Consider the following 15,674-nt stretch of genomic DNA (forward strand, 5'->3'; position numbering starts at 1 on the left):
TCACTCCATTTTACGGTAAAAAAAAGGAAAGCAAACTAGAACAAAAATCAAATTTGAGTATATATAATGGCCTTTAACTTCGGAAATAAAAGCTAGAGGAATTATTACCGCAGTATATATAGAAGCCCAAGCACTCCCTGTAATCTTCAAAGATGAATACCATACATATAAAACAGGAAGGTAATACAAAAAGAAAGAAAAGATTCCATACATGAACAAAATCTGAATTAAGCCAGAGTCGGTCTGATGAACATGTGCCTGTCTAGATTGTAGACTCCAAGGTTCAAACCCATTACCGACAAATATTTCAATTGTTTCATCTGGTATTGAAATAGTTTTCGCTAGTTGAGTTGTACTTTCCGATGATAAGCCACCTTTCTCTTGATAGTTCAAGAACACTTCGAAAGTACGTATAAAAGTGATCTCAACATTTGACATGTCAACATCTTTCATTAAGAAAGGAAGAAATATGGTAGTCAATAAAAACATCAATAAAACATAAGACAATTTTTTAATTGTGAAAAATTCACGAAAGAAAAACAAAATAAAAAATATAATACCAAGGCTGGCAATTAGGATACCAGTTCTACCCGTAAAGAATGTCGCCAGATATGATAGCAAAAATAAAAGCGTACCAATTTGAGGTTTGATTTTTTTTATCGTTGTAAAATATAACGCATATAGTGAAATAAACCCACATGATACACCTGCCGCAGAGTACCCTGCAAATAAACCTTTAGCTCGATATGATACATCACGCCCATGGTACAATAAGTTGTGAATATCATTAACAAAAACTCTCAAACCAAGTATATTAAAATATTCAATATATAATATAGAAATAGTTACTAATAAAAATATAGTAAACCACTTAAAGAAAAAATCTTGTTTAATTGTTAAAATAGCATTAGGCACAAGAAGTAATAATAAGACTAATTTAATCAACCTAACAATGCCAAAAATGTCCTGATTGTTCACATACGCAATTAATGAAACCGGAAAAATGATAATTATACAAAAAGTAATTTTCAATAAATCATGGTCCATTACTAACTTTTTCGTTTTTATAAAATTAAAGAATAATATGATAAATGAAAATAGGATAACAAAATCAATTGCGCCATATCGAGGTAATATAGCTATGAAAAATAAAAGTAAAAAATGCAGCATCAACAGTCACCTAACAACCAAGCCAATCTTGAAATAGTCTTCTCCTTTGAATATTTTGCCTTAAGAGCATTAAATAACTCTTCATCATTACAGGTATTCGACATGGCAGTAACTATTTTATCAACCAAAGATTCTAAGTTGTTTTGCTTATAGTAGTAAGCTTGATCTAAAGTAACCTCTCTAAATATATTATCGTCAGGGCATATAACTTTACACCCATTAGATATAGCTTCAACAATTGTCAAACCAAAAGACTCAGTATATGACGTACATATATATATGTCGGTTTCACGATAAATATCAATGACACTTTCAACCTCCCCATAAAAATTAAATCGAGAACTAAAATCACCTTGTTTTAATCTATGTTCAGTGTTTTTACCAACAATATTAAACTTAACATCATCTTTCAAGCCTTCGATTTTTTTACATGCATTTAAAAAAAGATCTAAGTTTTTATTTGGATGATCTCGACCAACAAAAGTTATATCTTTTCTTGGTTTTATTCTTACGTTCCATAATGATAATTCAACATTATTATATATAACCAGCGAGTTAGTTTTACAGAAACCATTTTTCAAGTGATTATTTCGACACGCTGTACTTACAAAGACAACCTTTTCAGGTAACAACCAACTTAAAATTGCAGAGATATATGCAGAAATGAGCGTACTTTTGCTATCACTGTTTCGTTCTAAACTTCCATGATGAATAGACCAAAATATTTTTTTCCTTACGTTTAATCTAGCAATTAAAGAAAATATACACGAATGATACATCCATGCCTTAAAATATCCCTTTGATAAGACTGAATGATATAAAAATTTAGGCCAATTTCTCTTCTCAGTTAAATGATAGACTTGAACGCCCAACTCTTTAATTTTATCACTATAAAAATCAATGTCTTTTAAAGAGTAAACAACAGTAGAACTAAGTTTAACTTTATCTATTGATAACAAATAGTCAAATAGAACTTTTTGTGCTCCACCACTTTCTAAAGATGTAATCAAATGTACGTTAGCCAATGTCAAACTCCTTTAACTTGACTAATAAATCATCATAACCGACCAAAAGATTCTTATTCAGACACATTGCATTTTGCAAAGACTTATAAAAATCATCACCCTCATAAACCAAAGCTTGATCCATAGTCAAACTTCTAAAAAACCCTTCGACTTTGTCATCCCATCTATAGCATACAACTTTATTTTCATTTGCTAAACCAACAATAGCTGAATGAAGTCTTGTTGCAAACACGATATGATTATTTTTGTAAACTTCAATTAATTCATCCACATTCTCAGGCACTATCGAATTCAAATATATATCGTGTTTCTCTTGAAAATAATTTGTTATTTCTTTAAGAGCAATCGAATCTGACAATTCGCCTGTTGTGAAAAGTGTAACATTGAATTCAGTGGATTTTTCAATTAGAGAAATAACAGAACCAATATACTTCCTATGATTATCATTTATAGAAAAGTACCCATGTGTTTGACGTCCCATTAAATTTATTGCTAATTGTTTTTTATTGGGCGTTCTGTTTACACTTGGAAGACATAAAGCAAAATCAGGTAAGAAGTGAGCCTTTACATTGAACTGTTTTTCGCAGAGACTAATCGAGTTCTGGTCTCGCACATAAACAAAATCACAATTATTTAAAAACTTACATAGAAGATAAGTTGCGAATTTACTGTTTATTTTTCTAGTCGATACACCAGCAACACCATATTTCTTTTTCTTTAACTTGCAAATACTAGAAAGAAAAAAAAGATTAATTGGAAAAACACATTTATTATTGATTAATAAAGAACCACCGCCAAATAGAACAAAGTCAGAGTTTTCAATTTCCGCGACTACATTTTTAAAACGTTTAACGTTAAACACAATCAATCGAATATATAAAATAATCATATATATGACATTATTGGCCTTTAATATAGTGTAAAAGTTCTCTTTCTCCTTGCTTGGTTCCTTTTTCTCTTTCGAAAGCAAAGAAAGCTGCAACTGAGATACTTTAATTTTACTCTCATTTTTTAATAATGATTTCACTCCCTCATATATTGCTTGGTCACCAATATTATGGCCTTGCGCTTCATTAACGGATAGTATTTTCATTTTTTAAAACTCTACTGTGAGAACGACTCACTTTAAATATATTTTTATAAGTTAAAAGAGACCTGTTTTTAATTGTATTAAATAAGTAAAGTCCCCAATTGTAAATAGACTTAGAGCTTAGTTCGAAAGCAAACTCATTAACATACTTATAGTATTCGAATGTATTTTTGAAATCATCTTTAAACATTGAGTTTGTTATATTCGCATCATGTCTTCGATACTCGGAATAAATAGAACGATTTATATATACTTTCTTGTGATTGGCCAATTTTAACCATGTTAACCACTCACCATAATTCCTGAACGTTGTTTCAAAACCACCAACACTTAAGAGTGACTGTTTGTTAATACAAATACCCGTCGAAACTATATAATTCCATCTTATTAATGACGAAAAATCAATAGTATTTTGTTTAAATTTATTCAACTTTTCACCTCGAACCATAATTCCAGTTTTTGCATCCCCAGATAAATAATGGGCATCACAGAATATAATTGAAAATTTTGACTTGATTTTTTTGATAAAATCAATAGTTGAAGTAAGATGTGAAGAAGAAATCAAATCATCTTGTCCAAGGATTATAATATAATCACCTGATGACAATGATACTCCTCTATTCAAAGTCGACATTAAACCAAGATTAACTTCATTCTGAATCAATTTTATTTTGTTATCATGTTTAGTTTTCACAAGGTCAAATAATGCCTTCGTCTCTATATCAGAAGATGCATCGTTGATTAATATTACTTCGTAATCATCACCGTCTTGGCTAAGTATCGAATCTAAAGTCGCATTTATATATTTACTTCCATTATAGAACGGTACAACAAAGCTAAATCGAATCATTTTAACTTGACCTGTATTTGTAAAATATGAAACCCAAAACCAATAAAGAGCATGTTAGCAAGCTAGTCGACAGTGCTATAGATACCCCTTCTGCACCATGAGATGCAAGCATGATACTAAGACATAAATTCAGTATGGCACAAGGCGCAATGATCTTAGCAACTATTGACTGCTCATCTATAGCTTGAAGAATTGAAAACGATATAAAATTAATAATTGATCCCCAGACTCCTACTACTTGATATTTTAATACATCTACAGCAGACATATAGTTTCCACCTAGTGTAATTTTAATTATAAAATCCGCATAGTGGTTTAACATATACCAAGCAGGTATATAGAGCGTTGACAAAATAGAAATAATCTTTAGCCCGGAATTTATGGTTTGTTTCTTACCATATTCATTATAGATCCCTCTGAAATATGGAAGTAGTGATTGAGTCAATATTCCAAGCGATAATATTAAAATTGAAATTATTTTATATGAAGCACTGAATAACCCTATACCATCTATATCATTTCCGAAAAATTTGAGAGCAAATACTGGTGCATAATCGTAGCCCATTGTGAAAATTGTGGCTATAAAAAACGGAGTTCCATTTTTAAAGTACGAACGTAATCCTGCCTGTTCTTTATGACAAATAGTTTTGAAAAATCCAATCGTTCCCAAAATTGATGGGGTAGATATTAAGACTAACGATATGATTAATAAGTCAAAATTAATATAACCATAGTAATAGAAGCAAATTGAAATTAGTCTTAATATAACATATAACCCTTGAACGCGAAAATAGGATAAACTTGATTCATAAATCCTAGCATAAGAGCCATATAATCTTTCTCGATAAACCTTAAATATACCAACTTCAATAAACACCATTGCAAATATATATATATCATTATTATTTATTGCAAATAGGATGCATATGCTTGATAGCAGAAAAGAGAGAATAAAGAAATATTTTATATTTGATGACAAATATGATAAGTTCTCTTTTTCTGTATCTGCAATAGATTTATTAAAATACGTAGCATTACCGAATAATGCCATATTAGCGATAAAACCACTCAATGCAACATAAAAAAAGTATATTCCAGATACTTCTGGCGTTGATGCTCTTATAAAAATAAAGCTAGAAAGCATAATAAAGAAATTCGAAAATAATCCTATCGATGTAAATCCAATAACTTTTTTAAGATTAATCGACACTACCTACCTTCCGTGCTGGATTTCCTGCTACAATCACATTGTTACTAACACTCTTGGTTAAGACGCTTCCAGCTCCTATGACAGAGTTTTCACCAACGCAAACTCCTTTCAATATAATTACATCATCACCAATAAACACATTATTTCCGATATTGACGTTTCCGCTTATGCAATTATCTACTCTACGATCTTGTTTTAATGAATGAAAGTCACTATCATAAATTTTAACATCATTACCAATTAAACATTTGTTACCAATGCGAATTTCACTATTGGAAATAATACTGATTCTATTACCAATTACAGTTGAACACCCAATACTTATCCCATTGGATCCTTCTCTGATATCAAGATATGAGTATGAAAAAAATCCAGGTGAATTTGAATTACCTATGCTTGTATTATCTCCAATGAATAATTTACCGCTCCCTCTTGATTTGACAATGAAAGCTTGTCTCGCAGTTAATATGTATTTTTTAAACGTAATTTTTTTTGATATAAGATAAAAAGGGAAATATATTATCTTTCTTAAGATATTTTTAGACATCACTTATAGCCATTAACAATAGTTATAACTTTATTAATATCTTCATCGCTCATTGTAGGATCAAGAGGTAAAGATAAGACTTGTTCGTGAATAAGCTCTGTCACTGGCAAATCGAGTTTAGACCATTCGGAGTATGCTTTTTGTTTATGTGGCGGTAATGGGTAATGAATTAAGGTTTGCACATTGTTAGAAGTCAAATATGAATGCAACTCATTTCTATTTTCACACTGAACCACAAACAAATGCCATACATTTGATACCTTATCAGTAACTATTGGCTTTTTAATTAAAGAATTATTAATTTCATTTATATATCGTTGAGCAATATACTGCCGACGTTCAATCTCTACATCTAAATGACGTAATTTAACTCTCAACATCGCAGCTTGAATTTCATCTAGCCGGCTATTCACACCTTGATATGAATTTTCATATTTTTTATTAGAACCATAGTTGCGTAAAGCTCGTAAGACATCACCAAGATCGTCATCACTAGTTGTAATTGCACCAGCATCACCTAACGCACCTAAGTTTTTACCTGGATAAAAACTAAAACCAGCAGCATCACCCCATGCCCCTGCCTTGCAATCATTTAGTTTAGAGCCGTGTGCTTGTGCACAATCTTCAAGAACGAGGAGATTATATTTATTTGCTATAACCATCAATTCTGGCATCGGAGCTAATTGACCATATAAGTGCACAGGTAAAATAGCTTTTGTGTTTTCTGTTATGGCATTTCTCGTATTTATTGGACAAAGATTAAAAGTAGAAGAGTTTGGCTCTACCAAAACTGGTGTCAAATCATTTTCTGTAATCGCTAAAATTGATGCAATATAAGTATTTGCTGGAACAATGACTTCATCACCGGACTGAAGCTTACCCATTTCTTTCCATGCACGTAAGACTAACGTTAATGCATCTAAACCATTCGCAACACCTATCGCATGTTTTGTTCCACAATAGCTGGAAAATTCTTGCTCAAATAACTCTAACTCCTTTCCCATGATGTACCAACCAGAATCAATTACACGGTTACAAGCTTCTTTCAATTCCGTTTGGTATTGCTCATTGACTGCTTTTAAATCTAAAAATTTAATCATTGTCTTTCTCTAAATAGCGTATAACTTTAGCTGGATTTCCAACAACAACAGCATAAGGAGATACATCTTTGGTTACAACAGCACCTGCGCCAATCATACAATGCTCACCTAATATGATATTAGGGAGGATAGTTGCATTTGCACCTATCGAGGCCCCATTTTTGACTACGGTTTTAGGAAACTCATCAGGATACTGTTTCGAGCGAGGGAGTTTATCGTTAGAAAATGTCACACAAGGACCAATGAATACATTATCCTCAAGATGAATACCGTCCCAGAGATACACCCCTGATTTGACAGTTACATTATCACCAATAGTCACATCATTTTCGATCAATGTATGCGCGCAAATATTACAATTCCGACCAATTATTGCTTTTTCTAAAATAACAGAAAATTGCCAAACTCGTGTTTCTTCACCGATAAACTTAGATTGGACATCACTTAACTCATGAATAAACATTATTTGTTACCAGCTTTATAAATTCATCGTATCCACGAATATAATCTGTTTCATCATAATAATCGTTGGCTAAAATAAGCATGACGCAATCAGCACTAAAATCATACATTTCATGCCATTGCATAATATCAATGACCAATCCTTTAAGAGGTGAATCTAGATTAACTTCTTCTTTTTGACGCCCATTATCCATTTTGAATTTACAGGAACCTTTTATACATACTGCAACTTGTTTTAGTGTTTTATGGGCATGAAAGCCTCGTGCAACCCCTTTTTCCGTGCCAAAAATATAATATGTTCTTTTGATCTCAAATGGAATATTCTTATTTTCTTCAAGTGAAACTAAGTCGCCACGCTCATCACCGAGTGACTTAAAGTCAAGTAATTGGATTAAGCTCATTATAGTTCCTTAATTAATTCAATGAGATATTGACCATAGCCATTTTTTGATAATTGTTTCGCTAATGTTAAGACATCATCAGAGCTAATCCAGTCATTGCGCCAAGCAATTTCTTCTAGACAAGCAATCTTAAATCCTTGGCGTCGCTCGATAGTCTCAACAAATGTTGCCGCTTCAAGTAAGCTATCGTGCGTACCTGTATCTAACCAAGCGAAGCCTCGACCGAGTAGTTCAACATTTAAATCACCACGCTCTAGATAGGCTTGATTAACACTGGTGATCTCCAACTCACCACGCTCTGAGGGAGTAATATCTTTTGCGATTTTTATAACATCATTATCGTAAAAATATAAACCTGTGACAGCGAAGTTAGATTTTGGTTCTATTGGTTTTTCTTCAATCGATACCGCTTTCTGATTTTCATCAAACGCAACCACACCAAATCGTTCAGGATCATGAACCTTATATCCAAAAACAGAGGCTCCTGATGTACGACTAGCCGCTTTTAATAATTTTGGTGTAAAACCTTGCCCCCAAAATATATTATCACCTAGCACTAAACAAACACTATCATCACCAATAAACTCTTCACCAATAATAAAAGCCTGTGCTAGGCCATCCGGTGATGGTTGCTCTGCATATTCAAGGCGAAGACCTAATTGCTTTCCGTCACCTAGTAGTCGCTGAAAACCGCTTTTGTCTTCAGGTGTGGTAATGATGAGGATCTCACGTATTTCCGCCAACATTAAAACAGATAAGGGATAAAAAATCATCGGCTTATCATAAACGGGTAATAGCTGTTTCGATACACCTTGTGTTACTGGGTATAATCGAGTACCTGAGCCTCCGGCTAAAATAATCCCTTTCATTATGCTTCCCCCCCCAAACGTTCACGGCTGTATGAGCCATCTAACACACGGATCCACCAGTTTTTATTATTCAGATACCACTCAACGGTGTTGCGAATACCTGATTCAAATGTTTCTACTGGAGTCCAACCTAATTCACGTTCAATTTTTGAAGCATCGATGGCATAGCGCACATCATGTCCAGGACGATCAGTCACGTAAGTAATCAAATCTTGGTACTTAATCACCCCTTCAGGCTTATTCGGCACGAACTCTTCCATTAGTGAACAGATGGTTTTCACTACCTCAATGTTGGCTTTCTCATTGTGACCACCAATGTTGTAGGTTTCACCAATCTTACCTTTCGTTATGACGGTGTAAAGCGCACGAGCGTGATCTTCAACAAATAACCAATCACGGATTTGCATGCCATCGCCATACACTGGAAGTGGCTTTCCGTCTAAGGCATTGAGAATAATCAACGGGATCAGTTTTTCTGGGAAATGGTAAGGGCCGTAATTGTTAGAGCAGTTAGTTACAATGGTAGGTAAACCATATGTACGTAGCCAAGCACGCACTAAATGATCGCTTGATGCTTTTGAGGCTGAATATGGGCTCGATGGCTCATATGATGTTGTTTCAGTAAACAAGTCATCCGTACCATTTAAATCACCGTACACTTCATCAGTTGAGATATGGTGGAATCGAAATGCAGTTTTCTGCGTCTCGTTTAATTCATTCCAATAAGCGCGCGTTGCTTCAAGTAGCGTATATGTACCAACAATGTTGGTTTCAATGAACGCGGCAGGGCTATCAATAGAGCGATCAACGTGAGATTCAGCGGCTAAGTGCATCACTGCATCAGGTTGATACTGTGAAAATAGTCGGTCAAGTTCAATGCGGTTGCAAATATCGACTTGTTCAAAACGATAACGTTCATTTGAATCCACCTCTGAAAGCGACTCTAAATTACCTGCATAGGTTAGTTTATCGACATTAATCACCGTATCAGATGTGTTTTTAATAATATGACGAATTACGGCTGAGCCAATAAAACCAGCACCGCCAGTGACGAGGATTTTCATAATTTTCTCTTATATAATTCTTAAATACACTCACGAATGTGAGGATGGATTCTGAGGATTTGCAGACATTTCACACTACTGTGCCTCAGTAACCATGTATAGCTGAGACATCTTTTATTCTTTTTTTGACAGCCTATTACAGGTTACCTCTTGTAAACACTAGGTTTTGTAAACTTTCCGTAAGGTCCCAATAGGTTGCGCTATTAGTTAGCAATGTTGAGCTACAATTATGGCGCTGAAGTCAGCGCCTTTTATTAGCTATATATCACAAAGCATAACCTTATTTTTTCGACTCGTAGCTATAGTTGTAATAACCATAATTACCTCCGTAATAGCTACTGGCTTTCCGTACCACCGCATTTAAAATAAAGCCTTTCACTTCAATGCCGTTTTGCTCAAAACGCTGTTTGGTGACTTCAATTTCTTTCACCGCATTCTGGCCAAATCGACCAACCAGCAAAGTCGTTCCCGCATGGGCACCGACAATTGCTGGATCAGTCACCGCCAGAATCGGTGGTGTATCAACTAACACAATATCGTAATTTTCTGACGCCCAATCCATCAACTGTTTAAAACGAGGATGCATCAGCAGCTCTGACGGATTTGGCGGCACCTCACCACGGCCGATAAAGTCTAAACCATCAACACCGGGCTGTTTAATCAAGCTTTCAACAGTCGTTTGCCCACTCAGATAATCAGAAAGGCCTGGTTTGGGATTCACTGCCATCTGCTTTTCCATCCGACCTTTTCGCATATCAGCATCGATCACCAACACCTTCTGGCCTGATTTTGCAATGACCGCTGCCATATTGGCAGAGATAAACGATTTACCAATACTTGGGCTCGGGCCTGAAATCATCAGAATATTGTTTTTCGCTTCCATCATGGCAAAGTGCAAGCTGGTACGCAGACTACGCAATGCTTCGATTGAAAGATCTGCTGGATTTGAAACCGCCAATAAGGTCTCTTCAACCGTTAAGCTCTTCTTCCTTTTTTGCTTTTTCTCCAGTTCGATCTGCCAATCCGACATAGGTACACTGGCATAAACTGGAAGGCCTATAGCCTCAATTTCATCCGGATTTTCCACTCCACGGTGGAAGGCGGCACGAAGCAAGACAATAGCCACCGCCAATATGCCACCAAGTAGTGTAGCCAACACCACAATCAGTGATTTCTTCGGTTTCACCGCCTTGGTGTAGGATTGCGCTGCATCCAGAATACGCACATTACCCACGGTGCTGGCTTTCACAATGTTCAGCTCTTGCACTTTATTCAAAAGTTGCACATAAATCTGCTGATTAACTTCTACATCACGTGTCAAGCGCAACACTTCACGTTGGGTTTTTGGCAGCTTTTGGATCTGACTGTTCAGACGTTCACGTTCACCCAATAGGGTTTTGCGCTTATCTAACAATGATAAATACGCCGGGTGTTCTTTCGTAAAGCGCTGGGAAATTTCACTTTCCTTGAAGGTCAGTTCATTTAGCTGCGCTTCAAGCTTCACCATCACATCCAACGTCGATTTTGCTTCCAAACCTAAATCGATGGATTCATTGTCCTGACGGAACTGATTCAGCTGATCTTCAGATGCCGTTAACTGTGTTTTAATATCAGGTAAATGGGTACGTAGGAACTGTAGGCTATTTTCTGCTTCCGCCGAGTTGCGCTCCACATTTTGTAGGAAATAATTCTGACTAATGTCATTGAGGATTTTTTCGATGTGGCGACGGTTTTCACCAGTATACGACAGCTGCAAAATACCGGTTTGCTTACCGCGCTCACTTACCGACAAGTTCTGTTGTAGTGCTTGGATCGCATCTAAACGTGAACGTTTCGCCACCGTAAACGACGCGCCATCTTCAGCTGACATTTGCGTCACAAACAGACGAAAGTCCCCTTGCTGGGCTAACTCTCCTACGGTACCAGTTAAGACTGGACGTTCATTACTATCAACCAGCTCAAACACGCCAGTTTGACTATCCGTTACAGTCAGTGTAAAAATCGGTTCATCGATATAACCAGGCACTTCAAAGCGACTAATCTCAATGTGGCTTTGCTTACTCTGAATACGCGCAAGGCCCTTGCCGATAACCGGAAGGTAGTTCGGAAAAGCAACAGTGGTCAGATTTAACTTATCAACCGTATTACCTAGAATCATCCGTGACTTGATGATCACGATTTCGGTGGTAGCAGACGATTCACTGGTGAACAACTCCCCCATATCACCCAGCGCGGGCATACCGGTACTTTTGGTTTCAACCTGGATCAGCGCATCGGCTTTATAAACCGGTGTCGCCAACAAAGCATAGGCCACGCTGATAATGGCAAAGATGAAGGTGATCGCGATAATATTCCAGCGATTATCGACTAAGATGCCAAACAGCTTCCCCAAATCGATTTCATCGGAGTCCTGTTTAATTTGGGTGTTTTGAGTAATGCTCATTGTAAATTCCAGTAATGAGTATTGAGTTTCGAGTTTCGAGTTTCGAGTTTCGAGTTTCGAGAGAAAATAAACCTCTCGCCACGCATAACTTAAACCTCGTCTCTGGATTCTTTATAACTTCTTAGCCCAAGCTTTGGCAGCTTCGTCGATAAGGTTATACGCATAGTCGAACGCTTCGCGACTTTGTCGGTAAGGATCAGGAATGTCTTTTTTACCAATCCATTGACCAAATAGCATGGTTTTTCCGCGAGCTTCTTGAGCAATATTAGTAACCGCTTCTATATGGCCTTTTTCCATCACCAAAATCAGATCATAATCACGGCACAAATCGCTCGTTAGTTGCTGAGCAACATGGCCTTCCAGACAAATGCCATTTTCAGCAGCAACTTCCGTTGCCATTTTATCGGCAGGTTTACCAATCAGCGCCCCAACTCCTGCTGATGCGATATGTTTGTTTGGTAGTATTTTTTTAAGTAAATATTCGCCAGATGGTGAGCGGCAGATGTTGCCGACGCAGACGACAAGAATTTTGTTGAACATGATTTTTACCTAAGGGCAGTTCTATGGTCCTATGGTCCTATGGTCCTATGGTAAGCATATCCCGCTACCGAACCGTCCCTTTCCTTAATTTGATTAACTTGGCAAGCATTACAGAAATATGTTTTGCTTCATTCACAAACTTTAGGCCCTGTTCTTTAGAGATATACTTCAACTCTATAGCTATATAAAGTTGGGTTATCATCTCACCACACGACCCCTTTGCTATATATAGAAAGCGAGCTGACTCTTTCGCTGTTTCTCTCTCTTCACCCTCAGAAATATTTGAAGGTACTGATAAGGAGCTTCTTGTCAGCTGATCTACAATGCCATAATTTCTACAGCCTTTTAACGCTTTAACAATTTCAACCGAAAGTCTTGAGCTTTTCCTCCAAACTTCCAGCTTTTCAAACCCTAAAGCTCTCATCAACTAATCCTTTAGCTAACGTGTCCTCCATCCATAGGGCCATAGAACCTTTAGTCCACAGGGCCGCTTTTAAGCGCGAGCGCTTATGGCCAATTCCTAATTCGTAGTGCACCTTCAGTCAAGTTATTAAAGCCGTTAATAGTAGGTAGTAACTGTGTTACCACACGGTTCCAACGGGTAATCGGTGCTGCCGTGACATATACAATGTCATAAGGCTGTAACTCAAATTCAGTACCGATAACCAATGCTGCAGCATCTGTGATATTAAGTTGGTAGACATCTGCTAGAGCATCATCTTGGTTGTCAGAATTTACATAACTACGAATGACAAAAACGCCTGTAGCATCGGCTGACAGTTCATTGATACCACCTACATTACTTAATGCTTCGGTCAGGCTCATACCTGCGCGATCAATTTTAAGTAATTTAGGGTCATTAACTTCCCCCATAACAAATACTTTCTGGGCATCGTTACGTGGAACGTGGACAATATCACCGGGACGTAATAGACGATTCTGAGTTAAATCACCGCGTTGCATCAAGGCGTAAAGTGAAAGGTTCTCCTCTACACCATTACGGGTCAACGTAATATTACGCCAGTCGGCATCAGCGGCAAGGCCATCAGCACGATTAATTGCATCCAACAAAGTTAATGGCACATTGGTAATAGGTTGTTGACCAGGCTTATTAACTTCGCCTGTCACATAAGATTTCTGTGATCGAAAAGAAGCGACATTCACATCAACCTGTGGACTTTCAATGTAAGCGGCTAAGCGCTTAGACATCTCGTCACGAATTTCAGTAACGGTTTTACCTTCGACTTTGACCAAGCCTATATAAGGGTAAAACATAGTCCCATCGGCATGAACCCAGTTACCAGATTCACTTGAACTGCGGTAAGAACCTGCAGGGATTGTTAGTTCAGGGTGATCCCAAATTGTCACATTAAGGATGTCGCCAGGGCCAACTCGATACTGATAGCGAGCTACTTCCGCATCCAAACTTGGGTTGGTTTTAGAAAAAACCTTTGGCGTTTTGAACTGGTTTACCGCATTCGCGGTAAGTGGATATACGTTGACCAGTTCAGAAATATCGCTCTCTTCATCTTGAACACTAACAACATTCTTGTCATCAATAGTAAAGTGAGAGCCGGGCACTGTGCAGCCTACCAGCATGACAGAGGCCATTGCAGTGATTAAAAGCTTCTTTGAGAAATCCATATATAGTAAAGATTCAATGTAAAAGTTAGATGGACTGCAGTTGCAGTTGGGATGAATGAGAATACGGGATTCTGGATCCTAGTTCCTGGATGTTTAGAAGCGAGACTCTAGGTTCTCACCACACTGATTGTTAGTGTCCTAGGTAAAACTTCATTGATAGAAAAATCCATTGCAAGCACTTTGATTAACACAATTAGAAAGGGAAATATTGAGATTTTGATACGCTACCGCCCTTAGGTCATAGCTCCCAATGTGCTTCTATTCACCTCACCAGTTTCGATTAATAGGGCACGATAGCTCGAACTCGTTAATCGTGTAGGCTCAATGTCATACCTAAACTGCTCTTTAAAGTAGTTTTCTGAACGAGTCCTACTGTAAACGCTTAAATCAGAATGAAATGTCATTCGCCTACATAAAACGGTGGCTATTTTACACAAATTTCTTACTGATAGAAACTTCGTGTTCGACTATTTTTTCACTGTACTCAAAATGTTCAACTCATAAGCATCTGATCTTTATGGATTAGAGTCACAATTAGAATCTTGCTAACGTAATATCGTTAGTTTCTGCATTGTTAATTTTGTTCAATGATCAACGCTTTACTTGTATAAATTATTACAACTCATTGATTGTTGATTATTTGAACTAAGTTAAAATAGTTCTATGACTCTTTTGTGGATCCATTGCTATCAAGCTCGTATCGCAATATCATAAAAGTTAAGAGTGACCATCACTCTTAACTTTTATGTTTTTTATAACAATAAGGGAATAGGATGAAAAAGACTGCAATTGCTCTGCTAGCTGCTATGACTATGGCTAGCTCTGCGTTTGCTGCTACTGAGTCAACAGCAGGAACAGCAGGCGGCACATCGTCAACAGCGGGTACAGCTGGCACTACAGCGAGTACAACAGCAACGACAACTACAGCGACCACAGCAGGTGCTACTTCAACTACGGCAGCGACAACTACAGCAGCGACTGGCGCAACGGGTGCTGCCGCTGGTACGGCAGGCGCAACTGTTGCCGCTGCAGGTGGTATTACTGCCACAGCAGTAGCTGCAGCTGCGGCTATTACCGTAGCAGCAGTGGCTGTTGCTGACTCAGGCAGCAGCAACAACAACACAACTACTTCTGTTTCTACTCAAGGTTAATAACCTCAAGCGATAACAATTCAAGAAACAGCTGTGTATCTCAAAACCGCACTTCGGTGCGGTTATTTTTATATTTCAGTACCTAGAAACTAGAAACTAGAAACTAGA

At 37.1% G+C, this 15,674-nt stretch carries 16 protein-coding genes; 1 reads left to right on the top strand and 15 read right to left on the bottom strand.

What is annotated here, in order from left to right:
* The 15 genes from AC51G0_RS14140 to AC51G0_RS14210 form a co-directional block, all read right to left on the bottom strand.
* Window positions 1-1,170 carry a hypothetical protein gene (locus AC51G0_RS14140; protein WP_496299282.1) on the bottom strand — a complete coding sequence of 390 codons (1,170 nt, stop codon included), beginning with the start codon at window positions 1,168-1,170 and terminating at the stop codon, window positions 1-3.
* Window positions 1,170-2,195: a glycosyltransferase gene (locus AC51G0_RS14145; protein ID WP_496299283.1), complete on the bottom strand. Its 1,026-nt coding sequence runs from the start codon at window positions 2,193-2,195 to the stop codon at window positions 1,170-1,172. The genes AC51G0_RS14140 and AC51G0_RS14145 overlap by 1 nt, the downstream gene beginning before the upstream one ends.
* Window positions 2,188-3,288 carry a polysaccharide pyruvyl transferase family protein gene (locus AC51G0_RS14150; protein ID WP_496299284.1) on the bottom strand — a complete coding sequence of 367 codons (1,101 nt, stop codon included), beginning with the start codon at window positions 3,286-3,288 and terminating at the stop codon, window positions 2,188-2,190. Before AC51G0_RS14150 ends, AC51G0_RS14145 begins: the two co-directional genes overlap by 8 nt.
* Window positions 3,269-4,135 (bottom strand): glycosyltransferase family 2 protein, encoded by an 867-nt coding sequence (locus tag AC51G0_RS14155; protein WP_496299286.1) that lies wholly within the window; start codon window positions 4,133-4,135, stop codon window positions 3,269-3,271. The genes AC51G0_RS14150 and AC51G0_RS14155 overlap by 20 nt, the downstream gene beginning before the upstream one ends.
* 1 nt (window position 4,136) lies before the next feature.
* A complete protein-coding gene (locus tag AC51G0_RS14160; protein ID WP_496299287.1) occupies window positions 4,137-5,345 on the bottom strand; it encodes a lipopolysaccharide biosynthesis protein in 1,209 nt (402 codons plus the stop codon).
* The gene (locus AC51G0_RS14165) at window positions 5,335-5,892 is read right to left on the bottom strand and encodes an acyltransferase (RefSeq protein WP_496299289.1); all 558 of its coding nucleotides are present in this window, start codon (window positions 5,890-5,892) and stop codon (window positions 5,335-5,337) included. Before AC51G0_RS14165 ends, AC51G0_RS14160 begins: the two co-directional genes overlap by 11 nt.
* On the bottom strand, window positions 5,892-6,992 hold the full coding sequence (locus AC51G0_RS14170; protein ID WP_496299291.1) for a DegT/DnrJ/EryC1/StrS family aminotransferase: 1,101 nt from the start codon (window positions 6,990-6,992) through the stop codon (window positions 5,892-5,894). Before AC51G0_RS14170 ends, AC51G0_RS14165 begins: the two co-directional genes overlap by 1 nt.
* Window positions 6,985-7,455, bottom strand: a complete 471-nt coding sequence (locus AC51G0_RS14175; RefSeq protein WP_496299292.1) for an acyltransferase — start codon at window positions 7,453-7,455, stop codon at window positions 6,985-6,987. The genes AC51G0_RS14170 and AC51G0_RS14175 overlap by 8 nt, the downstream gene beginning before the upstream one ends.
* A complete protein-coding gene (locus tag AC51G0_RS14180; protein ID WP_496299293.1) occupies window positions 7,442-7,855 on the bottom strand; it encodes a sugar 3,4-ketoisomerase in 414 nt (137 codons plus the stop codon). The genes AC51G0_RS14175 and AC51G0_RS14180 overlap by 14 nt, the downstream gene beginning before the upstream one ends.
* On the bottom strand, window positions 7,855-8,724 hold the full coding sequence (gene rfbA, locus AC51G0_RS14185; protein ID WP_496299294.1) for a glucose-1-phosphate thymidylyltransferase RfbA: 870 nt from the start codon (window positions 8,722-8,724) through the stop codon (window positions 7,855-7,857). The genes AC51G0_RS14180 and rfbA overlap by 1 nt, the downstream gene beginning before the upstream one ends.
* Entirely contained in the window at window positions 8,724-9,788 is a 1,065-nt protein-coding gene (rfbB, locus tag AC51G0_RS14190; protein WP_496299295.1) for a dTDP-glucose 4,6-dehydratase, read from the bottom strand. Before rfbB ends, rfbA begins: the two co-directional genes overlap by 1 nt.
* Window positions 9,789-10,068: 280 nt before the next feature.
* Window positions 10,069-12,231 carry a polysaccharide biosynthesis tyrosine autokinase gene (locus AC51G0_RS14195; protein WP_496299297.1) on the bottom strand — a complete coding sequence of 721 codons (2,163 nt, stop codon included), beginning with the start codon at window positions 12,229-12,231 and terminating at the stop codon, window positions 10,069-10,071.
* A 111-nt stretch (window positions 12,232-12,342) separates the two neighbouring features.
* The gene (locus tag AC51G0_RS14200; protein WP_496299299.1) at window positions 12,343-12,771 is read right to left on the bottom strand and encodes an arsenate reductase/protein-tyrosine-phosphatase family protein; all 429 of its coding nucleotides are present in this window, start codon (window positions 12,769-12,771) and stop codon (window positions 12,343-12,345) included.
* A 64-nt stretch (window positions 12,772-12,835) separates the two neighbouring features.
* Entirely contained in the window at window positions 12,836-13,195 is a 360-nt protein-coding gene (locus tag AC51G0_RS14205) for a four helix bundle protein (RefSeq protein WP_496299300.1), read from the bottom strand.
* Window positions 13,196-13,278: 83 nt separating this feature from the next.
* Window positions 13,279-14,415 (bottom strand): polysaccharide export protein, encoded by a 1,137-nt coding sequence (locus tag AC51G0_RS14210; RefSeq protein ID WP_496299302.1) that lies wholly within the window; start codon window positions 14,413-14,415, stop codon window positions 13,279-13,281.
* 773 nt (window positions 14,416-15,188) lie between these two features.
* Here AC51G0_RS14210 and AC51G0_RS14215 point away from each other — a divergent pair.
* Window positions 15,189-15,566, top strand: coding sequence for a hypothetical protein (locus AC51G0_RS14215; RefSeq protein WP_496299303.1), 378 nt, complete (start codon window positions 15,189-15,191; stop codon window positions 15,564-15,566).
* Window positions 15,567-15,674 lie beyond the last annotated feature (108 nt).

The organism is Photobacterium sp. HL06, from assembly GCF_059552575.1.